Below are 23,338 nucleotides of genomic sequence, written 5' to 3' on the forward strand. Positions count from 1 at the left end.
AGCGCCGAACGACCCTGCCCATCAGCGCATCGCTGTGGCCACGCACCTCCAGATCGTGCACCAAGTCGCACAAGACCTGCACATGGGGGCCTTGGGGACGATCGGCTACATCTCTTCAACTCCCCGGTGTGGCCGAAAACATGCCTCAATCTCGCTCGTCCCGCGCATCGCCTGCACCGCCCTCCCGGCCACTCATAGCATGGTCGCCTTACACGACCAGATTGCCGAGGATGCGGGTGAGGACTGGATGAAACGCGAGGCGTGGCGCCCGGACGCCATCGACACGAAGGTGCCCAGCGTGGCGCGTATGTACGACTACTACCTGGGGGGCGACGACAACTACCAGTCCGACCGTGAGGCCTGCGAGCAGTTGCTGGTTCAGGTTCCCAGCACGAAGACGCTGGCCGTCAACAACCGTCGTTTTCTGCAGCGTGTGGTACGTATGCTGGCCGCGGAGTACGGCGTGCGCCAGTTCATCGACCACGGCTCCGGTCTCCCGACCCAGGACAATGTCCATCAGGTCGCCCAGGCGGTCGATCCGGCCTCACGAGTGGTGTACGTCGACAACGACCCGATCGTGCTGGCACACGGTCGAGCTCTGCTGGAAGAGAACGACCGCACCGCCGTCATCCAGGCCGACATGCGGGACACGGAAGTCATTTTCGGTCACGAGGAGACGACACGGCTGATCGACTTCAGCCAGCCGGTCGCTGCTCTGTTCGTGTCGGTGATGCACTGCATCCCGGACGAGTCCGACCCGGGCGCCCTCGTCCGTCGGGTTGCGGAACGTCTCGCGCCCGGAAGCTTCCTTGTCGTCTGCCAGCTCGTCAGCGACCGGCCGGAAATCCGGAAGTTCGTCACCGACTTCATGGCGGAAGCCACCGGAGGTCACTGGGGGCGCGTCCGCGAGGAACACGAGGTGGCGGAGTACCTCACCGGGCTGGAGATCTTGGAACCGGGCCTGGTGGAAGTGTCGACCTGGCGACCGGACTCCGACCTCGCGCCCGCCCAGCTGACCGATGAATGGATCGAGTGGGGCGGCGTCGCTCGGCTCCCTTAGCACCGGCGTCCAACTCGCCCTCCGCATCGACAGTTCCGGGTGGGATGCGCCTCGCGGGATCCCACCCGGAACGCTGCTGTGTCACGAGCCGGACAGGCGCTCCCGGATCAGCTCGATCGACTCCTTCGGAGTGAGGGCGCAGGCCCCGAGCCGGTCCAGCATGTCGCGGTACTGCTCGACGACCTGCGGTTTCTGGCTGAACGTGCTGTCAGTCAGGTGCTCGATGTAAACGGCGTCCTTGAGCTCGCCGAGTGCGAAGCGCAGATACGTCACGCCGGTGCCGACACCGGCCGAGGCGGTCACATCCAGCGGAGCGATCTGCAGAACCACACGGCGCTGCTCCATTATCGCGGCGAGATACTCGAGCTGCCCGCGCATCACCTCCGGTCCGCCGACCGTGCGCATCAGCACGGACTCGTCGATCAGCACCCACAGACGGGGCGCGTCCGGCTGTTCGAGCTGCCTCTGCCGTTCCAGCCTGAGGTCCACCCGTCGCCCGACGTCGTGCGGATAGAGGTGGGCGGGGCCGGAGCTGATGACCGCACGCGCGTACGCGGGCGTTTGCAGCAAGCCCGGTACATAGAACGGCTCGTAGGTACGGATGGTGGCCGCCGCCCCTTCCAGGGCGACCAGCGGAGCGAAGAAGTCGGACAGGACATCGCTGAACGAGCGCCACCAGTCCGGCCGACGTGACTGCTCCACCAGCCGCAGGAACTCAGCGACACGCTCCTCATCGCTCACCCCGTACAGGCTCAGCAGGGCCAGAGCGTCAGCGGGCTTGCAACCGTGCCGACCGAGCTCAATCCGGCTGGTCTTCGACCGGGAGAAGCCCAACCTGGTGTCGACGCCGGACGGGTCGAGTCCAGCGCTCATGCGCAGCTGGCGCAACTTGCCGCCCAGAATGAGTTTCAGGGCGGTCGGGTTGCTCTCAACCGCGCCCAGTGACTCGACGAACAACGACGGGCTCGGTACAGCTGCAGCCATCGCGCGCTCCTGCGGATTATGAGAAGACCACGACATTATCGAGCACAGCAGGAGCAAGCCAGGGGGAACCGGTCGGCCACCACTCCCTTTCAGCCAATCATGGAGTCGAAATCGCCGGCTCGGGCTCCCGCCAGGAAGGCAGCGATCTCCTCCCTGGTGTAGACGAGGGTCGGCCCATGCGGATCACGGGAGTTGCGCACGGCCACGTTCCCGTCCGGCAGAGCCGCCATCTCCACGCAGTTTCCCGTGGCGTTGCTGTAACTGCTCTTGATCCACGTCACCGAATTCAGCGCACCCACCTGTATGCCGTTGGAGAACTCCATGCCCGCCAGACCCTCCCCGCTCGTACATTAGTTCGCCCCGGAACCAGCCATGCAATCTCAGATGCAATTGCATTCTCAGGGCGCGCTCGACAATACTCGTCCTTCATCGGCTGCCGCAGCATCGAACACCGAAGCCTGCAGGGGGACATGACCAGTGACGACTCACATGTCAGCCTCTTCGACGATGAGGTTCGAGCAAGAGGTGCCTCGTCGGTGTGACGGCCGCGAGGCGACACCGCTGCCCCAAGGCCTGTGTGCGGACTCAACGGACCTCGGCCACGACGAATGCTCCGGCCCCGGCCTGTTCGCCGCCTGCGGCCTGGACGGCCGGCCCCAGAACGCGCGTCAGTCACGGCAGTTCGTCACCATGACCCTGAACAGGTGGGCGTTGCAACCGCTTGTTCCCGATACGGAGCTGGTCGTCAGCGAACTCGTCACCAACGCCGTCCAGCACGCCTTGACCCACACTGCGGCGGACGCCGAGGGGTACCCCCTCTGGTTGGGCCTGTTCCGGCATCCCGGACATCTCGTCTGCGCCGTGGCCGATCCGAGCCCGGATCCGCCGCGCCCGCGCGACCCCGACACCTTGGCGCTCGGGGGCAGAGGGCTTGCACTGATCGACGCGCTGAGCGACACGTGGTCCTGGTCCCCGACGCTGCCGTACGGAAAGACCATCTGGGCGACGCTGCCCCTCCCCAGCCCCTTCCGTCCAAAGCCCCGCCCCCTGCCCCGGCGCCCCGCGTAGCCGCGCAGCCAGCGCCGCATTCATGGCCGACAGCAGCGGCAGGGCGGCGGCGCTCGTGACTCCAGACCCCTACGCCCGAGCGCCAACCTTGTGCAGGAAACGTCGCAGCTTGGTAAGCGGCCAAGTGTTGATGACGTCGTCCTTCGTCAGCCATCCACGCTGCGCCGTGCCCACTCCGTAGCGCATGTACGGCAGATGCGTGGTGGAGTGCGCGTCCGAGTTCACCGCGAACTTCACGCCGTACCGCTTCGCGCGCAGAATGTCCTCGTCGCAGAGGTCGAGACGCTCCGGATGCGCGTTGATCTCCAGGGCGGTGCCCGTTCTCGCACAGGCTTCGAAGACCGCGTCGAAGTCGGCGTCCATGCCGGGGCGCTTACCTATCCGGCGAGTGGTGGGGTGGCCGATGATGGCAACGTTCGGGTTCTCGCAGGCACGTACGAGCCGACGGGTGAGCGCCTGTCGGCTCTGGTTGAAGTGTGAATGGACAGACGCCACGCACAGGTCGAAGCCCTCCAGGAAGTCGTCCGGCCAGTCGACCTCCCCTTCCGGGCCGATGTTGAGTTCTGTCCCGTGCAGAAGCCGCATCCCGTGGTGCTTCCGGTCGAGTTCGCGTACGCGCTCGCGCTGCGCGAGGATTTTCTCGTCGGTCATGCGCTGCATATAGAGGTTCGGAGCGTGGTCGGTGATCGCGTAGTACGCGTAGCCGCGGTCGGCAGCGGCGGCGACCATGTCCTCCAGTGGGGCGAGGCCGTCGGTGAGGTCGGTGTGGGTGTGCAGGTCACCCCTGATGTCGTTCTCGGCCAGGAGGTCGGGGAGTTCGCCGCGCAGCCCTGCCGCGATCTCCCCCCGGTCCTCACGCAGGGGCGGCGGTATCCAGGGCAGGCCGAGCTTGACGTAGATGTCCTCCTCGGTGTCCGCGGTGATCCTCTCGCCGCTCTCGGCGTGGAAGAGCCCGTGCTCGGAGAGCTTGAGCTTGTGGCGTACCGCGATCTCGCGGGTGCGGATGTTGTGCGCCTTGGATCCGGTGAAGTACTGCAGTCCCGCTCCCCAGGATGCGGGCGGAAGGACCCGCAGATCCACCTGGAGGCCCTTGGTGGTACGGATGGACGTCTTCTTCTCCCCGTGCGCGATGACCTCGGCCGTGTCCGGAAGGTTGCTCAGGGCCTTCATGAACGGCGCCGACCGCTCCGCCGCCACCAGGATGTCGATGTCCCCGATCGTCTCCCTCATACGGCGCAGCGATCCCGCGTAGGTGCAGCGTTCACATCCGGGGATCCCGGACAGTTCGGAGACGATGTGCTCCGCGATGTCCATCGCGGCGCTGATGAGGATCCGGCCACCGCCGGCCTCCTGCATCAGGGAGATGCCGTGGAGGATGTTCTCCTCGGTCTTCTCACCGAAGCCCTTCAGGTCGCGCAGCGTCTCCTCGCGGATGGCGTCCAGCAGCTGGTCCACGGAGGTGATGCCCAGCTCCTCGTACAGGACCATGGCCTTCTTGGGCCCGAGCGTGGGGATGGTGATCAGTTCGCGGACGCCGACGGGGATCGATGCCCTGGTCTCCTCGATGGTGGCGACGTGACCGGACTGCAGATACTCGGCGATTTTGTCGGCGATCGATCTGCCCACGTTGGGGATGTCCCGCAGACCCTTGGCGTCGAGCTTCGAGACGTCCGCGTGGTAGCCGCCGACGGCACGGGCGGCCTTTTCGTAGGCACGCGCCTTGAAGGCATCCCCACCGCTGATCGCGATCAGGTCGGCGTACTCCTCCAGGAGTGATTCGACCTCCTCGTTGGCTCGGACCATATCTTCATGGTGCTCCGATACCGCTGGACAGGCAGCTTCCGATGCTGTGCGCCGAGGGGCCCGGCCCTGGCCGGACCGCCGAGGCATCGTCACAGCGCCGACCGTCGCGGTGAGTGCCATGCAGCGCGGCGACCGGCAGGCCGCGGGCGCGGTCCGGACAGTGGACAGATCACGCCGAGTTTATGGACTGCTGCTTCGGATATCGCAACAGCCACATAAAACGGGTGACGCAAGCCAGTTATCATGAATGCCTTTGATTACATGGTCATGATCCATCCAGGTCTGCTCAATCGAATCCAATGGAGCGGACTGCCATGGAAGTGGCGAAAATCCGATTGAGATGCTGCTACGGATTCCGTAGGCAAATGGGCGTTGACGTTGCGGTTTCCGCAAGGTTCCATGGCGCCTCGGGAGCAGGTTCTACCCATTGCACAGCCGCCCGGAGGCGATAGCGCTCCCGCTCGACACCCGTCGCACGAATCGATCGGAACCACCACTCCATGACCGAGACGCTTCGCACCCCCGTCCCCGACGCAGTCCTTGAAGTGCCCGAGGCGGCGGATGGCAGCACTCCTCAGAAGCTCAAGCGCTCCATCGGTGTGGTGGGCGGCACTCTGCTCACGCTGTCCTGCGTGACGCCCGCCTCCACGCTCTTCGTCGTTGTCCCTGACCTGTTTTCCAGCCTCGGTACCGCGACTGCGCTCACCATCGCGATCGGCTCGCTGCTCTGTATCGCCGTCGCCTTCTGCTACTCGGAACTCGGCACCCTCATCCCGAGTGCCGGCGGCGAGTACGCCATGGTGTCGACCCTGGCCGGCCGGCTCGCAGGCTGGCTCGTCTTCGTGCTGTCCCTCCTCGTCGTGGTGATCGTGCCGCCGGTGATCGCCATGGGCACGGCGGACTACCTCGCCCCGATCGTCCACCTCAACCCCTCCTACGCCGGCGCCGGCGTGATGCTGCTCGCCACCCTGGCCGGCCTGCTCGACCTGCGGGCCAACGCCTGGATCACCGGCGTCTTCCTGGTGCTCGAAGTGATCGCCGCAGCCGTCGTCGCCGTCCTCGGCTTCGCGCACTCCCAGCGCGGCGCGGGCAGCCTCGTCGACCTGACGGTGGCCGGCTCCGACGGGAAGACCGACCCCGTCACGGCGATGCTGATCGTCTCCGGGCTGGCCATCGCCCTCTTCGTCACGCAGGGCTTCTCCACCGCCGTCTACCTCTCCGAGGAACTGGACAACCCGCGCCGCAACGTCGCCCGCACCGTCCTCACCACCCTCGCCATCTCCGCCGTGATCATCCTGGTGCCGGTCATCGCCATCACCATGGGCGCCCCTGACCTCGCGGCCCTCACGAGCGGCGACATCAGCGGCATGGTCACCGCGTGGAGCAACTCTGCCGTCGGCACCTTCGTCAGCCTCTGCGTGGCCCTCGCGATCATCAACGCGGGCATCGTGATGGTCATCCAGAACTCCCGCGTCCTGTTCGCCTCGGCCCGCGACAAGGCCTGGCCCCAGCCCGTGAACAACGCGCTCTCAAAGCTCGGCCGCTTCGGCTCCCCCTGGGTCGCCACGCTCGTCGTGGGCGTTCCCGGAGCGCTCTTGTGCTTCGTGAACCTGGACACCCTCTACGGCGTCACCGGGGTCTCCGTCACCGGCATGTACCTCCTGGTCGCCGTAGCCGCACTGCTCGCCCGCCGTGGATCGCACGCCGCCCAGCCCGCCTGGCGGATGCCTCTGTGGCCCGCCATGCCGGTCCTGCTGATCGCCGTGCTCGCGTACATCCTCAGCCAGCAGGAAATGACCTACCTGCTGTGGACCGGAGGGATCACGGCCGTCGCCACCTTGTACTGGGTCTTCTACCTGCGGCCGCGCCGTGACACGAGGTGGCTGGTCTCCATCCCTGAGGACGCACGGGCCTGACACCGTCAACCGGCGAGGTCCCAGCCGGGCATCACGATGTGACGCACCGACTGGCCACCATGGCCGACAGGCTTCCGTGAGCCGCGGAGGCGTGTCGGCCATGGGCACGACGACCTGGTCGGCAGTACTGCTGGGCGCGGCCGTCGTGGTGCACCACCTTGCGCTGGGAAGAGGCGGAGTGGATGGGTCACCGGATCTGACCGGACGGCGGAGAACCGTGGTGTGATGGCGCCGTGAGCCGCGCTGCAGAAGAGTCCAACCGCCGCATGCTTCGGGCACGGGATGCGATGGACCGCGGCTACGCGCAGCCGCTGGACGTCCCGGCCCTGGCCCGGATCGCCCATGTGTCGCAGGCGCACTTCACGCGCACCTTCCGGGCCACGTTCGGCGAGACGCCGCACCGCTACCTGCAGCGCCGCCGTGTCGAGCGTGCGATGTTCCTGCTGCGGGAGACCGACCGCAGTGTGACGGACATCTGCTTCCAAGTCGGCTTCGGCAGCCCGGGAACCTTCAGCCGAACATTCCGCGACATCGTGGGCCGGTCACCGAGGACGTACCGCAAGGAAGCGGCGGCCACGGACGTACCGACGTGCTTCACGATGGCGTGGATGCGGCCGAGCTCCTGACCGTCCGCACTGCCCTTACCCGTCCGTCGACTGAGCAGTTTCGGATAAGTTTTCGTCCGGCTTGCCCGGTAGCGTGATGCGAATGTCAACGCCATCACGCACTCACAGATCTACGTCCTCGACCAGGACGAGGCCCTCGACTTCTACGTCGGCAAGCTTGGCCTGGAGGTCAACGCCGACGTCGACCTGGGCTTCATGCGCTGGCTGACCGTGAGCGTCCCCGGTCACCCGGAGCGCCAGATCCTGCTGGAGAAGCCGGGCGCTCCGGCGATGTCCGAGGAGACGGCGCAGCAGGTCCGCGAGCTGGTGACCAAGGGGGTGATGGGTGGCCATCTCATCTTCAGCACGGACGACTGCCGCAAGACGTACGAGACGCTGTTGGGCCGGGGCGTGGAGTTCACCGAGGAACCCACCGATCGTCCGTACGGAACCGACTGCGGCCTCCGCGACCCCTTCGGCAACAGCATTCGCTTCACCCAGCCGAAGGCCTGAGGGCTGTCCCAGGGCGTGTTACGGCGAACTCGCCGAGTGGGCGGGAGGCACCCTCCGCGGACGAACTGCCGGGCCTCTCCGGGGCTTCCTGGCCAAGGCGGAAGTCGGCGACAAGACCGTCGGCGTCGGGCGTCGGCGAGGTGGTCCGGCACCCGGGACGCCCGGACTCGTCGACGCGGTACGCATCGGCCTCGTGCCAGTCCTCCTTGGGAACGGCACCCACAAGTCGGCCGCGTCATGGATCGTCATGCCGACGCGTCTGCCGACATCAGCCTCTCCAGCTTGTCGACACTCTGAGTCCAGCCCTCCTCCTTCAGGGCGTAGCGCTCCACAGTGGCGAAGTGCTCCTGAGTGATTACCAGCTCCGTGGCCTGACCGCCGAGATCGCGAAGCGCGAGCGTCACTACCCTCTGCCGGTCCCCGAGGTCTTCCACCGCTTCACCCGTGCCGACCCCAGCCGTTCCGGCAGCGCCGGGGGAAACCTTCCTGGGGCAACCACCGCCTCCGCTGACTGCTGAAACGCGGCCTGCTTCCCGTGAGGATCCCGTACTGGGTCGTGGCGATTCCCGGTGAATCACCGCAGGCGGGACGTCGTCGCAGGGCCGCACCTTCGAGGCGGTGCCCAGGTCGGCCGCCGACCCGGGCACCCAGTTCGCGCCTCTACTCCGTGAACTGGAAGGCCCACGCCTGGCGTCGGTCGTTGACGTCGAGTGACCTCAGGGCGGTTCGGGGAGGGAAGATCCTCAGCAGGCTGAGGTCCAGGGCCAGCTCCTGGCCGTCGACGGGGCCTCCAGGGACGACGACGTGGAAGGTGTGCGGCTGCGCGCTCTGGTAGAGCGTCCACTCGCGGGGCTCGGGGTACCCGACGACCGGCTTGTTCATCTCCGGGTCGCCGTCGAAGGACAGATACGTTTGGGTCCTGAGATTGCGGATCGTGCAGTTGCCGTTGCTGAGCTCCTCCAGTTGCCATTCCTGCTCGCCGGGGTTGCCGGTGGGCGGCAGCAGGACAACGGGTGTCTTGGGCTCCTCTTCGCCCAGCGTGAGCAGTTGCTCGCCAGGACGGGCGATCATGTAGAGGCCGTTCGGTACAGGCGCCAAGGCCGACTCCACTTCTGACGTGCGGCGCCCGCGCGGGATGCCGCCGATCTTTTGGGCCTCCGAATCCCTTCCCCGCCCATGCGCGACAAAGGTCGGAAAAGCTCTGCGTCACCCTTCAGGAGTACAGCGGATTCGTCCCGGCGTTCGACCAACTCATCGAAGGTGTCCTCCGGTGCCTTCAGTGGCGTGTCCGGTGGCAGTTGCTCTGCCGGCTCCTATTGCCGGTGACGAATACCGACTCGGGGCCCTACGCGCGGCGGATCGCGAACGGATCAGCAACACCCCCTGGCAGCCTCCGCCCCTTCACCGCCCCTGCGCGGGCCGCGAGGCTTGCTGTGACCTACCTCACCTACGCCTGCCAGTCATGTGCACGAACTGCCTGGTCAGCGCCTCGCTCCGGCAGTCACTGACTGCCCGTTGGCCGGATTCGTCAACAAGCTGTCATTGCGGCCAGTTCGACACCGGATACAGGCTGTGACCGTGTTAGAGCGACGTGTTGTGGTGGTTGTTTACTCCGGTGCGCAGGCCCTGGACATCACCGGACCCATTGAAGTGTTCGATACCGTCAACCGGCTGCTCCCCAAGTCGGGTGCCCCCTACCGGATCGAGTTCGTCTCCACCGATGCGCCACTGGTGCGGACCAGCTCAGGGGTGGTGATCGAAGCCGCCCCGCTGGAAGCGGGTCAGGGCCCGATCGACACCCTCCTCGTCCCGGGCGGATGGAGCCTGAACGACGCGCTCGGGAACCGGGAGCTGGTCTCGTGGATCGGCCAGGCCGCCGCCCGGTCGCGGAGAGTCGCGTCCGTATGCGGCGGATCTTTTCTGCTCGCCGAGGCGGGCCTGCTCGACGGGCGGCGCGCCACCACGCACTGGGCGTACTGCGAGCAGATGGCCTACCGCTACCCGAACGTGACGGTGGACCCCGAGCCGATCTTCATCTGGGACGGCCGGTTCGTCACCTCGGCGGGAGTGTCGACCGGCATCGACATGGCCCTCGCTCTGGTGGAGGCCGACCACGGCGCGGCGTTCGCGCTGCAGATAGCACGTTTTCTGGTGCTGTTCCTCAAGCGGCACGGAGGACAGTCGCAGTTCAGTGCCGTCCTCGACGCCCAGTTGGCCGATCACGCGCCGATCCGGGCCGCACAGGAGTGGATCCTGGACAACCTGGAGGAACCGCTGCCCGTGGCCGAGATCGCCCAGCGGGCCAATATGAGCCTGCGCAATTTCGCCCGGGTGTTCCGGCGCGAGGTGGGCACGCCCCCCGGCCAATACGTCGAGCGGACGCGTATCGCCCGCGCCCGCGAGCTGCTGGAGACCACCGATCTGACGGTCGGCCAGGTAGCGCGCCGCTGCGGATTCGCGGCCCCCGAGACGTTCTTCCGCTCCTTCGGACGAGCCCTGGGACTCACCCCGAACGAGTACCGACACCGCTTTCAGATCATCTCGCCGTCCGGCCTCATGGTCCAGCCCGACCAAGCTGACAGGAGCTCCGTATGACAGCCACGCCACGCGAGATTCGCGAGGGATGCGGGGTACGCCTTGTCGACTACCTGGCAGCAGAGTTGACCAGGGCCGGCGTCACCCACCTCTTCGGCGTCGGCGGTGCGAACATCGAGGACCTGTACGACGCCGTCCACCGCAGCAGCACCATCCGCGGCGTTGTCGCCAAGCACGAGTTCTCCGCCGTCACCATGGCCGACGGATACGCCCGCGCCACGAGGCGCCTCGGCGTTGTCGCAGCCACCTCGGGCGGCGGCGCGATGAATCTTGTGCCGGGTCTGGCGGAGGCATACGCCTCACGGGTGCCGGTGCTGGCTCTCGTGGGACAGCCGCCCACCGGCCAGGAGGGCCGGGGGGCGTTCCAGGACTCCAGCGGCAAGGCAGGCTCCTTCGACGCCATGGAGGTGTTCACACCCGTCTCCCGGTTCTGCGCCCGGGTCGATGACGCGGACGCGTTCGCGGAGTTACTGCCCCGGGCGGTCGCGGCGGCACAGACCCATCCGAAGGGGCCGGCGGTGCTGCTGCTGCCCAAGGACGTGCAGCAGGCACGGATCGAGGTGCCCGTACGCGGCGTGACGCCGACGCCGCTCGTGCCGGCAGCGACCGCGTCGCGCGCGTCCGCTGCGGGGCTCGAAGCCGAGGCTCGGGACGCTGCGTCGACCGCGCTTCGCGGCGCGAGCCGTGTCCTCGTCATCGCCGGTGAAGGGGTGGCCGCCGCGAATGCGTGCGCGGAGCTGGCGGAGCTGGCCCGGCGGCTCGGGGCCTGGGTGGCGGTCACCCCGGACGCCAAGGATGTGTTCGACAACCGGGACCCCCGGTTCGCAGGTGTAGCCGGGGTGATGGGGCATGCAAATGTCGAAGACTGTCTGCGGCGGGCCGACTTCTGCGTGCTGGTTGGCACCCGGCTGCCGGTACTGGCACGCGGCGGACTGGACCAGGCCCTGGCCGCCACCCCGGTCGTCTGCATCGACCCCGAACCGCCGTTCGTAGCCGGCATCGCGCTGGGCGGGAACCTGCGGGACACGCTGCGTGCAGTGGCGCGGCAGCTTCCGTCGCGCCCGCTTCCCTGCCCGGAGCACGCCGGTCCCCTACCGACGCCCCCACCGACGCCGGTTGCGCAGGCCGGTGGTGGAACCATCTCCTACGCCGAGGCGGTTGCCGCGGTCGAGGCGGCACTCCCCCAGGACGCGCACGTCTTCGTGGACGCCGGCAACGCAGGGGCCAGCGCGGTCCATCTGCTTCCGGCACCGCGCCACGGCCGCTTCGTGGTGGCGGTCGGCATGGGCGGCATGGGCTACACCTTCGGTGCCGGCATCGGCGCCGCACTGGCCACGGGCCAACGCACCTACGTACTCGCGGGCGACGGAGCGTTCTTCATGCACGGGATGGAAGTGCACACCGCCGTTGAGTACGCCGCACCCGTGACCTTCGTGATCTTCAACAACAACGCCCATGGCATGTGCGCCATCCGCGAAGAGCTCTTCCAGGGCGGCGTCCGCAGCGACGACCTGTTCGCCCGGACAGACATCGCCGCCGGGGTGGCCGCCGCCTTTCCGGCCCTTGGGGCCACATGGGCCGGCGACGCCGCGCAACTGTGCCAGGCGCTGCTGCGCAGCAACGCGCGCAGCGGCCCGGCGTTCATCTCGCTGGACTGCGACGCCCGGGAGATCCCGCCCTTCCTTCCCTTCCTGTCCTTCACCGAAAGCACTCAACGCACTGAAAGCACCGAGAGCGAGGAGAGTTCCGATGAGCGCGGACCCGTCCACGTTGGCTGACATCCCCGGCCTGATGCGGATCGAGAACACCGGCAAGGAGGAGCTGACCGCCCACTGCATGGACCTCACCCGCGCGGTCTATCCGCACCACCAGGTCTACGGGCAGTACTGCACCATCCACGAGCACGTCGACTGTCCACCGGAGCAGGCCTATGACTACCTGCGCCAGGGTCACCACCTGGAGGAGTGGACCTGCAGCCTGCGGGACTTCGCGCCCGCCGGCACCCCGGGACTGTGGGTCGGCCACGACCGGCTGGAGGACGACACCAGGATCTACTGCAAGGTGGTGGCCAACCCCGAGGCGATGACGGTGGACTACCACTGCTCCTGGGACCAGGGCGAGAAGCTGTGGATGATTTACCTGATGCGCGTCGTCCCGGCCCCGCTGGTGCTCAACAAGCCGGGGTCGGTGATCACCTGGACCAACTGCCGGCACCCGTACTACGACGACAACCCCCACCCCGAGACGGCGCCCCGCCCGGAGCGGCCGTGGGTGGGCGACTACTGGGATCTGTTCTACGCGGGCCACACCGTGGAGATGAGAAACCTCAAGGCAATCCTGGAGCACCGCCACCGCGGCGGCCTGCCCGTCAGCGTGCCACCTGCGACGGCGGTGCTGCAGTGAACACGGTCAGCCTCACCGATGTCGCAAGCTACCTTCCCGGTGAGCCGGTGCCCGCGGAGTTCTACACCGAGTACCCCGGAGCCGAGGACAAGCTCCGCGACCACCCCATGTTCAAGGTCCCCCCGTTACGTCACCACGTGGCCGCGGACGAGACCAACGCGGACATGATCGAGCGCGCGGTTCAGCCCCTGATCGAACGGCACGGCAGGGATGAGATCCGCGACGTGGATGTGCTGTTGGTGCACAGCCAGGTGCCGGACCTCCCGTTCGTGGGCGCGGGCACCGAAGTGGCACGCCGACTGGGACTGCACCCGGAATGGCTGATCGACGTGGCCAACGCGGGCTGCGCGTCATTCGTGTACATGCTCAAGCTGGCCCGTCGGCTGCTCACCACCACCGATGCGAGAACCGCCCTGATCTGCAATGCGCAAAGCGCCGCAGGCCAGTGGTTCACCCAGTCCGAGGTGCGCAGGCTCGCCCAGGCCGCGATACCGGGCGACGGCTGCGGCGTGGGATACGTGACGACCTCGGCCGGCGCCCCGGTGCTGGATGTGGAGACCCGGCACATCGGTGCCTACGCCGGCGACATGACCGTGATGCTCGACGACGGCCGCAAGTACTGGGAGCCCGGGGAGTCCCAGCTGCGGATCGGATTCACCGAGGCCGGCGTCGCCAAGGTCCTGGCACGCGGGAACCGCCTCGTGCCAGAGGTGGTCACGGACCTGTGCGGGCGACTCGGGGTGGCCACCACCGAGATCGACGTGTTCATCACCAACCAGCCCAACCGAACGTTCCTGCGGAACTGGCGCGAAGCCCTGCAACTGCCGGCCGAACGGCACCTGCACACGTTCGATCAATGCGGGAATCTATTCGGAGCGGCGATCCCGATCACCTTGGACCGTGCCATCCGCTCACAGCACCTCGAGGACGGCGACCTGGTGGTGCTGGGGGGATTCGCCCACGCAGGCGACTTCGCCGGTGCCGTCGCCATCCGCTGGCGCGGAGGGCGGGGATGAAGGCTGGAGTACGGCGCCTCATCGTGCCGGAGCCGCGACGGCGGTCCGACGGCGCTCGTCTTCAAAGCGTCGGTGGTAGACCGAAGGCCGGGAACAGCCCTGCGACGGCATCGTCATGCGGATGTCCTGCGCTGTGATCGCAACGGCCGCCGTACGACGTCCCGCCGCGCGGTCGGCATGCCTGCGCACTCGATCGGGCGAAATGCGGCTCCACGGCCCTGTGGCTGGCCCGGGAGGCTTCGCGGCGGCGATATGGCTGTCCCATGGCGATTCTTACCCGTTCCACTGAAGGTGCAGAGGTTCAGCCGAACGAAGCGCAGCAACCACCCACCAGGTGGCCGGCCGGCCTGTGGCTGTGGCTGTGGCCGACGCTGGCCACCCTGGCAGTGGCCGGGTTCCGCATCGACGCCCCGCAGTTGGTGACTGATGAGCTGGTCACCTGGGACGTGGCCAAGCGCAGCTTCGGGCAAATCCTGGCCACCCTGCACAACGTGGACGCGGTGCACGGCACGTACTACGTTCTGATGCACGGGTGGATGACGGTCTTCGGAGATTCACCCCTGGCCCTTCGCCTGCCCTCTGCGCTCGCCATGGCCGGAACAGCTGCTCTTGTGGCACTGATCGGGCATAGGCTGTTCGGCCGACGTGCCGGGATGTGCGGCGGACTGTTGTTCGCCCTGATCCCTGCCGTGAGCCGGTTCGCCCAGGAGGCCCGCAGTTATGCCCTGGTGGTCCTGGCAGTCGGCCTGGCGACACTCCTGCTGCTCCGGGCCTTGGACGTGCCTCGAAGCTGGAGACGCTGGGCAGGGTATTCCCTCTGTGTGGCGGTCATCGGACTGCTGCATCTGGTGGCGCTCACCGTCCTGCTGCCGCACTTGGTCGCAACGGTCCTGCGAGCTCGGCACAAGCGCTGGGCACTGTGGGGCTTTTGCCTCGCGGTCCTGGCTGGTACGGCCTGCGTGATCCCGGTGGTGCTGTCGGGCAGGTCGCAGGTGTCCCAGCAGCTCTGGTACGTCCCTCGGCCGGACGCGTGGGGTCTGGTCGATATCTGGCCGAAGGTGTTCGCCTCGGGCCTGTGTGCCGGAGCGGTGATCGCGCTGGCGGTGGTGGCACCCAAGAAGCGCCGCGACGCCCTCCTGCTGTGCGCCGCCCTGGCCGTGCTGCCCCCACTGGTGGTGTGGGTGGCCTCCCTCGGAGACATCTCCTACTTCCGTTTCCAGTACCTCTTGTTCACCCTGCCGGCCTGGGCGGTGCTGGCGGGGGCCGGGCTCGCCGCGGCGGCGACGTCCCGGGTGGCCGTCACGGCAACCCTGACCGCAATCGCTCTGCTCGTACTCTCTGACCAGCACAAATTGAGAGAGGAGTACGCACACCACGACGACGTACCAACGGATTACGTGGGAGCCGCGGAAGTCATCATGAAGTACCACCGCCCTGGGGACGCGGTGGTCTACAACAGGGAGGGCCCGGCCTGGATGCTCGACCAGGGGGTTCGTTACTACCTTCCGCGGGACGTGAAGATGCGGGAAGTCTTCCTGGCCACGCCGGCTGCCGACAACGACGAGCTGTTTCCGGTCTATTGCCTGGAGCCGGCCAGGTGTCTGAAGGACGAGAGCCGGATCTGGCTGGTGGTTCCGGGCAACAAGCCGGATCCGCTGGATGCGGTCCCGGCAAGTCAGGCATGGGTGCTGCGCACTTTGTACAAGAACTACGGGACGGAACGCCTCTCGGGTCTGACCGTGGCTCTGCTCCAACGAAAGGTGTAGCGCCCGTCGTCCGCGGTGGCGTCGTGAGGGTGAGGCGGTCGTCTCGCAGGTGACGTGCACCAACTCCCCAGCATGCACGCCCCGTTCGCGGCCTCACGTTGCAGAGTCCGGGTACGTTCGGATCTGGCCTGCGCCGGCCGACTGCTGCACCATCAAGTCATGTGGTTCTTCCTGGTGCTCCTATATCGCTCATTGCGCTCGCCTCCTGGATCGACTGGAAAGCACGACGGCGCAGGAGTCAGCGGCGAAGACACGTCCTGGATGAACAAGCGGGCACCTTGAGAGACCGAGGGCCGCAGCGCACTGCCCGCACCGGCGTTGAACAAGGCGCGGGAGCGGGCCCGGGACGCGGACCGCTCCTCCCGCGGAACCCGCCACCGCACCTCATGACCGTCAGCCGGAAGTTACCGTCTCCGCATTGGCGATGAACACGTCCAGGAGCGACAGCTGGGCACCGTGGACGTCCTCGCGGGAGCGGGCGTCGAGCGGCTTTCCCTGATTCTCCTCGTAACTCTCGGGGGCCACCTCAGTCCGCGGTCCTCGATCTCCACCAACAGGCCGTCAGTGACAAGCTCGGATCGGATGATGACCTTCGACCTCGTCGGGGAGAGCCGAGTGGCATTGTCCAGCGGCTCCGCCGGGAAGTGGCTGATCCGGCTGATCACGCGGGGCTCCACGCTGGTCTCGTCCAGAGCGTGCCTCTCGATCCGCCGGAATTCCTCGACTTCCCAGGCGGCCTCGCGCGGCAGGCCGGCGACACGCATGGGCTCGGTGTGAGGCTCCGGGATCTCACCACCCGCCAGGATGAGCAGGTTCTCGATCTGCCGCCGCATGCCCACCGTCAACTGGTCGGCTCTCATGCAACCGGAACGGCGCCTGCGACCTCGGCTCCGCACTCCGCCGCCGACAACGTCCCGCGAGCGACCCGGCGAGGCGTCTCGCCGTCGCCGACGGGCCTCACTTAACTGTCGCAAAAGGCCGTGTGCGGACATTCAGCACACCGGCTGTTTTCCCGAGGAGAGTCATGCCTTCGAACCAACACCCGCCGGGGACGACCGCGGGGCGGGTGCTGCGGAACCCGAAGATCTGGGTGCTGCCCACGGTCATTGTCGGAGTGGTGTCCCTGTTGCTCTCCCTCATCTACTTGGGCGGCATCCTCAACCCGCGCAGCGATCTGCATCGCATGCCCATCGGGCTGGTCAATGCCGACCGGGGCGCCACGGTGATGGGACAGCGGGTGAACCTGGGAGCGCGCATCACCGCGGGCATCAGGACCTCACCCGACCCCAGGGACCAGGTCTCCTGGCGAGTGCTGGACGCGGCCGAGGCCAGAGACGGTCTGGCCTCGGGCAAGCTGTACGGCGTCCTCGAGGTGCCACAGAACTTCTCCGCCTCGGTGGCTGCGCTGGAGACCACCGGGCAAAAGGCCCCGGCCAGACCGACGATGACCGTGCTGACCAATCCCTCCGCCGGCAGCCTGGGCGCGTCGTTGGCCACCTCGATCGCCCAACAGGCAGCACACGCCGCATCGAAGCAACTGGGCCGCTCGCTCACTGAGCGCCTCCAGACCCGAGACGGTCAAGTGACCAACGCCGAGCGGCTCTTGCTCGCTGATCCGGTCTCGGTCGCAGTGAAGGTCGGTCATCCGATCGGCACGCACAGCGGCCTCGGGCTGAGTGCCTTCTACTACACGCTGCTGCTGGTGCTGGTCGGCTTCCTGGGCGGCAACGTGATCAGCAACAGCGTCGACGTCGGCCTCGGCTACGCGGCCAGCGAGATCGGGCCCCTGCGCAGACAGCGGCCCACGGTGCCCATCTCGCGCACGCAGACGCTCATGGTCACCTGCGCGATGTCGGCCGCACTGTCCTTGCTGACGTCCAGTCTGATCCTCCTCGCCAGTGTCGCGATCCTGGGGATGAACGCCTCCCACATCCCGCTGCTCTGGCTCTTCTCGGTGTGTGCCTCAGCCACGGTGGGGGTCGGCGTCCAGGCCCTGAACGCCGCGTTCGGCGGGATCGGGCAGCTGATGAGCATGTTTGTCTTCATCGCCCTGTCGCTGCCGTCCTCCGGAGCCACCATCCCGCTGCAGGCACTGCCCACCTTCTATCGCGTGCTGTCCTACTTCGAGCCAATGCGCCAGCTCACCGACGGCGTCCGGGCGATCCTGTACTTCGACGCCCGCGCCGATGCCGGCCTCACCCGGGGCTGGACCATGATGGGCATCGGGTTGGTGGCCGCCCTGCTCTTCGGCTTCGCCATGACCACGTACTACGACCGCAAGGGGCTGCACCGCATCGTGCCCGAGCCCGCCGAGCAACCCACGGCGAGCAGCTGACTCTGCTGACCGACCGGCGCCGGGGGCGCCGGTGCACGCCTCGCCCCCGCGCGGCTACGCCGGTCGTCTGCGACCTTCGGGGTTGTTGGCGTAACGGGCGCGCATTGCGTCACTGGCGGCGGGGCCCGCGGTGAAGCTGTATGCGTCACTGTCATCGAGCCGGTGGCCGGTCACGGCATCGACCACTACGGGTTCGACCTCCTCGCCGCTCTTCGCGTCCACAAGGATCATGCTGCGCTGGGACGGGTCGAGGCGGGCATTGCCCCATGCGGCCAGCGCCACGATCACCGGGCGCAGGGAGCGGCCCAGTTCGGTGAGGACGTACTCGTGGCGTACGGGGTTGGTCCGGTACGGGCGGCGTTCCAGCAGGCCGTCGGCGACCAGGGTCTTGAGCCGGGCGGTGAGCATGCTCGAAGAGATGCCCAGACTGTCCTGGAACTGGTCGAAGCGGGTGTACCCGTCGAATGCGTCGTGGAGGATCAGCAGCGTCCACCACTCGCCGACGTGCTGCACCGTCGTGGACAGCGGGCACTCGCGGTCCTCCAGCCTGATCCGGCTCGCCAAGGTGACCATCCCCAATGAGTTGCTGCTAAAGTAGAAGTTACTAGCTTCTATTTTAGCAGTTACGACGGGAGCGGTGCTGTGCAAGCCCGTGCCCGGGATCGGATCCCGTGTGATGTCCCCTCTCAGTGAATCCCTCGGCGGCAGGCGTGCTCTGGTCACAGGCGGCACCAAGGGCGTCGGCGCCGCCATCGCCGAGCGCCTCGGCCAGGCCGGCGCGACCGTGCTGGTGACGGCCCGCAGCAAGCCCGATGACCTCGACCCCACGCTCTTTGTCGGCGCAGATCTGTCCACCCCCGAAGGGGCCGCGGGCGTCGTCGGCGCTGCGCTCGAGCGCCTTGGCGGCGTGGACATCCTGGTGCACAATCTCGGCGGGTCCGACGCGCCGTCCGGCGGCTTCGCCGCTCTGAGCGAGGACGACTGGGCCAAGGAACTCAACACCAATCTGCTGGCCGCCGTGCGCCTCGACCGCGGCCTGCTGCCCGGCATGATCGAAGCCGGAACGGGGGCGATCGTGCACGTCTCCTCGATCCAGCGCCGCATGCCTCTGTGGAACGGCACCCTTGCGTACGCCGCCGCCAAGGCCGCGCTGACGACTTACAGCAAGGGCCTGGCCAACCAGGTCGCCCCGCACGGAGTGCGCGTCAACACCGTCTCTCCGGGCTTCGTACAGACCACCGCCGCCGACGACCTCGTCGACCGGATCGCGCGCAACGCCGGCATCGCTCCCGAAGCGGCGCTGGAGCAGCTGATGGACTCGCTCGGAGGCATTCCGCTCGGCCGCCCCAACCGGCCCGAGGAAGTCGCCGAGTTGGTTGCCTTCCTCGTCTCCGACCGCGCCTCCGCCATCGTCGGCGCCGAACACGTCATCGACGGCGGCACCACCCCCGCCGTCTGAAACCAAGCGGCCTGAGACCACGCCGTCTGAAACACGCCGACAACCACAGTCAGGACAGCCATGAACGCCAACCAGGCCGAGGGCCGGCCCATCGAGCCGACCGCACTCCCCGAGGCGATCACCCGCTACCTCAAGGCCCATCGCGCCCACGACACCGCCACCGCGATCACCTCGTTCGCCGCTGACGCGACGGTGATCGACGACGGCCACACCTACAACGGCAGCGCAGCGATCGAGAAGTGGCTGACTCGCTCCGCCGGCGAATACACGTACACCATCGAGCTCACCGGTGCCCAAGAGGTCAACGGCACCCGCTACATCGCCACTCACCGCCTCGAAGGCAACTTCCCGGGCGGGGTCGTCGATCTGCGCTACCAGTTCACGCTCCGCGGCGGCCACATCGAACTGCTCGTCATCGAACCCTGAGACATGAGGCGTGTCGGGCCAATGCGACCCGGCGTGCGACACGGTGACGAATGCGCGACAGCAGGCCCAACCGCTGGATGCGGGAGAGAATCACGAAGTGACCGAACCTTCAGCGGCTCCCGGCCTGTCCGGGCAGACCGTTTGCGGCGACGACATGCGAACGCCGTGGCGCGATTTCCTGCGGACCGAGACGGGCAGTGCCACGTTCCTGCTGGTCGCGGTGGTGGCGGCGCTTGCCTGGGCAAATATCGGGCCGGCCTCCTACGAAGCCTTCTGGGGCACGCACCTGTCGATCGAGCTGGGTTCCCACGGCGTGTCGCTCAGCCTGCGCGACTGGGTCAACAACGGTCTGATGACGCTGTTCTTCTTTGTCGTCGGACTCGAAGCACGCCGAGAGTTCGACATGGGGGAGCTGCGCGAGCGGCGACGCGTGACACTGCCCGTGCTCGTCGGCATCGCCGGCATGCTCGTACCGGTGGCCATCTTCCTCGGCATCAACAGCGGCCACGCCTCGGTGCACGGCTGGGGCGCCGCGATGTCCACGGACACCGCCTTCGCCCTGGGCATGCTTGCCCTGCTCGGCTCGCGCCTGCCGACGGGCCTGCGTGCCTTCATCCTCACGGTCACCGTCGTCGACGACTTCGTCGCGCTCGGCGTCATCGCCGTCGCCTACAGCGACCGCATCGCCATGGCCGCCCTCGTGGTGGCACTGGGCCTCTTCGGCGTCGTTCTGCTGGTGCGGGCCGCCGGTGTACGCCAAGGCCCGGTGTACGCGTTGCTCGCGGTCGCGACATGGACGGCACTGCTGAAGTCCGGCGTCGACCCTGTCGTCACCGGTCTGGCCGTCGGGCTGCTCACGTATGCGTATCCGGCGGCCCGTAGCGACCTGGAGCGCGCGAGCGGCTTGTTCCGGATGTTCCGTGAACAGCCGACACCGGAGCTCGAGCGCTCGGTACGGCAGGGACTGGCATCGGCCATCTCGCCGAACGAACGGCTGCAGCGGATGTTCCACCCGTGGACCAGCTATGTGATCGTGCCGCTGTTCGCGCTGGCCAACACGGGCATCCCCATCGGCGCCGAGCAGCTGTCGGCTGCGATGAGGTCGCCGGTCACCATGGGCATCCTGCTCGCCTTCGTCCTGGGCAAGCCGGTTGCGGTCCTCAGTATGTCGTGGCTGGCGAGCCGGCTCAGCCACGGACGGGTGCGTCCGCCGGTCGGCTGGGGCGCGACGGCGGCCGGCGGCACCATCGCGGGCGTCGGGTTCACCGTGTCCCTGCTGATCGCGACTCTCGCCTTCACCGGCGACCAGCTGGAAGAAGCGAAGATCGGCATCCTCGCAGCGGTCGTTTCGCCCTCACCTGGGCGGTCACGGCCGTGATCGGACTGCTACCGCGCCGTACGCAGATTCGTGCACTGTTGGGCGCGACGGAGGGCATCGTCGACCTGGCCGCGACCGTCGACGACGAACGCGATCACATCCGTGGCCCCCGGGACGCACCGGTGACCGTGGTCGAGTACGGCGACTTCGAATGCCCCTATTGCGGCAAGGCGGAACCCGTCATCCGCGCTCTCCTGGCCGACTTCGGGGATGTCCGCTACGTATGGCGGCATCTGCCCCTGACCGATGTCCACCCCCATGCCCAACTGGCCGCGGAAGCGTCCGGTGCCGCAGCCGCCCAGGGTGCCTTCTGGCGGATGCACGATCTCCTCCTCAAACGCCAGGACGCCCTGAAGACCTCCGATCTGGTCGGCTACGCGGCGGAGCTCAGCCTGGACGTCCAGCGTTTCGAGCGCGACCTGCGGAAGCGGGTGGGCGCCGCGCGGGTGGCCGAGGACGTGGAATCCGCCGACCACAGCGGCGTGTCCGGGACGCCGACCTTCTTCATCAACGGAGTACGCCACCACGGCGCCTACGACATCGACCATCTCTCCGCCGCCGTACGAACGGCCCGCCAGCGCGCGGCCGTCCAACAGCCGTAGCTCGTCCAACAGCCACAGTTTCGGAACCCACGCCCGCGACAACCGCAGGGTCGGGAGCACGAAGGGCAGGAGTTCCCCACGGTGCGCGCGGAACATCGCTCAAGTCGCTGGACCTGTGACCAGGGCCTACGATTCTTTTGGAGCTTTGTCCTCTCGTGACGGGAGCCGGCTCATGACGCGCTTGCACACACGGCTGCGCAGAGGGGCGGCGGGCGCCGTGGCGGCCGGGCTGCTGGTGATCTCGGTGTCCGCGGAATCCGCGTACTCCCAACCCGCCCCGGCACCAACCGTATCCTCCACTTCCTCGTCCGACTTCCCGCAACTCACTCCCGCTGTGGCCAAGCAGTTGGACAAGGCAGTCACACAAGTCATGCGCGAAGCGCACGTGCCCGGCGTGACGGTTGGCCTGTGGGCTCCCGGCAAGGGCAGTTACGTCCGCGCGTTCGGGGTCGCAGACAAAGCGACCGGCGCGCCCATGTCCACCGGCTTGAACATGCGACTCGGGAGCGAAACCAAGACCTTCACCGTGACTGCTCTGCTCATGCTGGTCGACCAGGGCAAGATCAGCCTGGACGACCCGATCGGGAAGTACGTGGACGGTGTCCCCAACGGAGACCGGATCACTCTGCGCGAGCTGGCGGGTATGCGCAGCGGACTCTTCAACTACTCCATGGATCCGGACTTCTTCAAGGCACTGACAACAGACCCCCGACGACCGTTCACGCCGCAGGAGTTGCTCGCGTACTCGTTCAAGCACCCCGTGCAGTTCCAGCCCGGTGAGAAGTTCGAGTACTGCAACACCAACTTGATCCTGGTCGGCCTCGCCGTGGAGAAGGTCAGCGGTCAACCCCTGGCGGAGTACATCAACCGGAACGTCCTCGCACCGGCGGGCCTGGACCATACGCTCTTCCCGAAGGCCGCGGAGTTCCCGGCCCCGCACGCCCACGGCTACACCGACCAGACGGCGACCGGCAAGACCGAGGACGCGACGGACTGGAACCCCTCCTGGGCCTGGGCCGCCGGAGCCATGATCTCCGACCTCAACGACATGCGTACGTGGGCCGGCACCCTCGCCACCGGCACTCTGCTCCGCCCCGCCACGCAGGCCCAGCGCCTGAAGATGAGCCCGAGCGGCCTGCCGAACACCGGTTACGGCCTGGGCATCTTCAACGTCGCGGGCTGGATCGGCCACAATGGCTCGCTGCCCGGCTACGAGTCCCTGGTCGTCTACCTGCCGGAGTCGAAGGCGACCCTGGTCGTGCTCCTCAACACGGACATCGGCTACAAGGGCTCTGAACCAAGCACTCTCTTCGGCCAGGCGATCACCAGCATCGTGACCCCGCAGCACATCTTCAAACTGCCCGCCCAGCCGGCGGGGCGGTGAGCCCGGCGGAGCCACGCCGGCGCTG

21 protein-coding genes and 1 pseudogene are annotated in these 23,338 nt (G+C 67.5%); 15 read left to right on the top strand and 7 right to left on the bottom strand.

All coding sequences use genetic code 11. The features are described 5' to 3' along the window. Positions 1–247: 247 nt before the first annotated feature. Positions 248–1,060: an SAM-dependent methyltransferase gene (locus OG735_RS02425; RefSeq protein ID WP_327328181.1), complete on the top strand. Its 813-nt coding sequence runs from the start codon at positions 248–250 to the stop codon at positions 1,058–1,060. A gap of 81 nt (positions 1,061–1,141) precedes the next feature. On the opposite strand, the gene OG735_RS02430 is transcribed toward OG735_RS02425, so the two are convergent. Both OG735_RS02430 and OG735_RS02435 read right to left on the bottom strand, forming a co-directional pair. Continuing rightward, a complete protein-coding gene (locus tag OG735_RS02430; RefSeq protein ID WP_327321453.1) occupies positions 1,142–2,044 on the bottom strand; it encodes a helix-turn-helix domain-containing protein in 903 nt (300 codons plus the stop codon). A gap of 89 nt (positions 2,045–2,133) precedes the next feature. After that, on the bottom strand, positions 2,134–2,367 hold the full coding sequence (locus OG735_RS02435) for a DUF397 domain-containing protein (protein ID WP_327321454.1): 234 nt from the start codon (positions 2,365–2,367) through the stop codon (positions 2,134–2,136). Positions 2,368–2,551: 184 nt separating this feature from the next. Here OG735_RS02435 and OG735_RS02440 point away from each other — a divergent pair, with 184 nt between their 5' ends. After that, the gene (locus OG735_RS02440) at positions 2,552–3,112 is read left to right on the top strand and encodes an ATP-binding protein (RefSeq protein WP_327321455.1); all 561 of its coding nucleotides are present in this window, start codon (positions 2,552–2,554) and stop codon (positions 3,110–3,112) included. Between the two features lie 69 nt (positions 3,113–3,181). Here OG735_RS02440 and polX read toward each other — a convergent pair whose 3' ends face one another. Beyond that, entirely contained in the window at positions 3,182–4,915 is a 1,734-nt protein-coding gene (gene polX, locus OG735_RS02445; protein ID WP_327321456.1) for a DNA polymerase/3'-5' exonuclease PolX, read from the bottom strand. A gap of 500 nt (positions 4,916–5,415) precedes the next feature. Here polX and OG735_RS02450 point away from each other — a divergent pair, with 500 nt between their 5' ends. The 3 genes from OG735_RS02450 (at position 5,416) to OG735_RS02460 (ending at position 7,949) form a co-directional block, all read left to right on the top strand. Next, positions 5,416–6,831 (top strand): APC family permease, encoded by a 1,416-nt coding sequence (locus OG735_RS02450; protein WP_327321457.1) that lies wholly within the window; start codon positions 5,416–5,418, stop codon positions 6,829–6,831. Between the two features lie 233 nt (positions 6,832–7,064). Continuing rightward, positions 7,065–7,457, top strand: coding sequence for an AraC family transcriptional regulator (locus OG735_RS02455; protein WP_327321458.1), 393 nt, complete (start codon positions 7,065–7,067; stop codon positions 7,455–7,457). 93 nt (positions 7,458–7,550) lie between these two features. Beyond that, positions 7,551–7,949, top strand: a complete 399-nt coding sequence (locus tag OG735_RS02460; protein WP_327328182.1) for a VOC family protein — start codon at positions 7,551–7,553, stop codon at positions 7,947–7,949. A 245-nt stretch (positions 7,950–8,194) separates the two neighbouring features. Here OG735_RS02460 and OG735_RS02465 read toward each other — a convergent pair whose 3' ends face one another. Together OG735_RS02465 and OG735_RS02470 are read right to left on the bottom strand one after the other, a co-directional pair. After that, a complete protein-coding gene (locus OG735_RS02465) occupies positions 8,195–8,383 on the bottom strand; it encodes an SRPBCC family protein (protein ID WP_327321459.1) in 189 nt (62 codons plus the stop codon). Between the two features lie 226 nt (positions 8,384–8,609). Beyond that, the gene (locus OG735_RS02470; protein WP_327321460.1) at positions 8,610–9,047 is read right to left on the bottom strand and encodes a hypothetical protein; all 438 of its coding nucleotides are present in this window, start codon (positions 9,045–9,047) and stop codon (positions 8,610–8,612) included. 480 nt (positions 9,048–9,527) lie between these two features. On the opposite strand from OG735_RS02470, the gene OG735_RS02475 reads away from it, so the two are divergent. The 5 genes from OG735_RS02475 (at position 9,528) to OG735_RS02495 (ending at position 15,729) form a co-directional block, all read left to right on the top strand. After that, positions 9,528–10,544: a GlxA family transcriptional regulator gene (locus OG735_RS02475; RefSeq protein WP_327321461.1), complete on the top strand. Its 1,017-nt coding sequence runs from the start codon at positions 9,528–9,530 to the stop codon at positions 10,542–10,544. Then, complete coding sequence (locus OG735_RS02480; protein ID WP_327321462.1) at positions 10,541–12,322, top strand: thiamine pyrophosphate-binding protein; 1,782 nt, start codon at positions 10,541–10,543, stop codon at positions 12,320–12,322. The genes OG735_RS02475 and OG735_RS02480 overlap by 4 nt, the downstream gene beginning before the upstream one ends. Beyond that, complete coding sequence (locus tag OG735_RS02485; protein WP_327321463.1) at positions 12,294–12,947, top strand: SRPBCC family protein; 654 nt, start codon at positions 12,294–12,296, stop codon at positions 12,945–12,947. Before OG735_RS02480 ends, OG735_RS02485 begins: the two co-directional genes overlap by 29 nt. Further along, complete coding sequence (locus OG735_RS02490; protein ID WP_327321464.1) at positions 12,944–13,963, top strand: 3-oxoacyl-ACP synthase III family protein; 1,020 nt, start codon at positions 12,944–12,946, stop codon at positions 13,961–13,963. The genes OG735_RS02485 and OG735_RS02490 overlap by 4 nt, the downstream gene beginning before the upstream one ends. A 263-nt stretch (positions 13,964–14,226) precedes the next feature. Further along, the gene (locus OG735_RS02495; protein WP_327321465.1) at positions 14,227–15,729 is read left to right on the top strand and encodes a glycosyltransferase family 39 protein; all 1,503 of its coding nucleotides are present in this window, start codon (positions 14,227–14,229) and stop codon (positions 15,727–15,729) included. A gap of 393 nt (positions 15,730–16,122) precedes the next feature. Here OG735_RS02495 and OG735_RS02500 read toward each other — a convergent pair whose 3' ends face one another. After that, entirely contained in the window at positions 16,123–16,254 is a 132-nt protein-coding gene (locus tag OG735_RS02500; protein WP_327321466.1) for a hypothetical protein, read from the bottom strand. Positions 16,255–16,753: 499 nt separating this feature from the next. Here OG735_RS02500 and OG735_RS02505 point away from each other — a divergent pair, with 499 nt between their 5' ends. Further along, positions 16,754–18,064, top strand: coding sequence for a YhgE/Pip domain-containing protein (locus tag OG735_RS02505; RefSeq protein WP_327321467.1), 1,311 nt, complete (start codon positions 16,754–16,756; stop codon positions 18,062–18,064). 54 nt (positions 18,065–18,118) lie between these two features. Here OG735_RS02505 and OG735_RS02510 read toward each other — a convergent pair whose 3' ends face one another. Continuing rightward, positions 18,119–18,637, bottom strand: coding sequence for a winged helix-turn-helix transcriptional regulator (locus tag OG735_RS02510; RefSeq protein ID WP_327321468.1), 519 nt, complete (start codon positions 18,635–18,637; stop codon positions 18,119–18,121). A 103-nt stretch (positions 18,638–18,740) separates the two neighbouring features. Here OG735_RS02510 and OG735_RS02515 point away from each other — a divergent pair, with 103 nt between their 5' ends. The 4 genes and pseudogenes from OG735_RS02515 to OG735_RS02530 all read left to right on the top strand — a co-directional run bounded on the left by OG735_RS02515 (position 18,741) and on the right by OG735_RS02530 (position 23,313). Further along, positions 18,741–19,523 (top strand): SDR family oxidoreductase, encoded by a 783-nt coding sequence (locus tag OG735_RS02515; protein ID WP_327321469.1) that lies wholly within the window; start codon positions 18,741–18,743, stop codon positions 19,521–19,523. 60 nt (positions 19,524–19,583) lie between these two features. Continuing rightward, entirely contained in the window at positions 19,584–19,949 is a 366-nt protein-coding gene (locus OG735_RS02520) for a nuclear transport factor 2 family protein (protein ID WP_327321470.1), read from the top strand. Between the two features lie 154 nt (positions 19,950–20,103). Then, a pseudogene (gene nhaA, locus OG735_RS02525) lies at positions 20,104–21,929 on the top strand (Na+/H+ antiporter NhaA). A 172-nt stretch (positions 21,930–22,101) separates the two neighbouring features. Beyond that, positions 22,102–23,313, top strand: coding sequence for a serine hydrolase domain-containing protein (locus OG735_RS02530; protein ID WP_327321471.1), 1,212 nt, complete (start codon positions 22,102–22,104; stop codon positions 23,311–23,313). Positions 23,314–23,338: the final 25 nt, after the last annotated feature.

This window comes from Streptomyces sp. NBC_01210, assembly GCF_036010325.1.
In the GTDB taxonomy this organism is placed as follows: Bacteria; Actinomycetota; Actinomycetes; order Streptomycetales; family Streptomycetaceae; genus Streptomyces.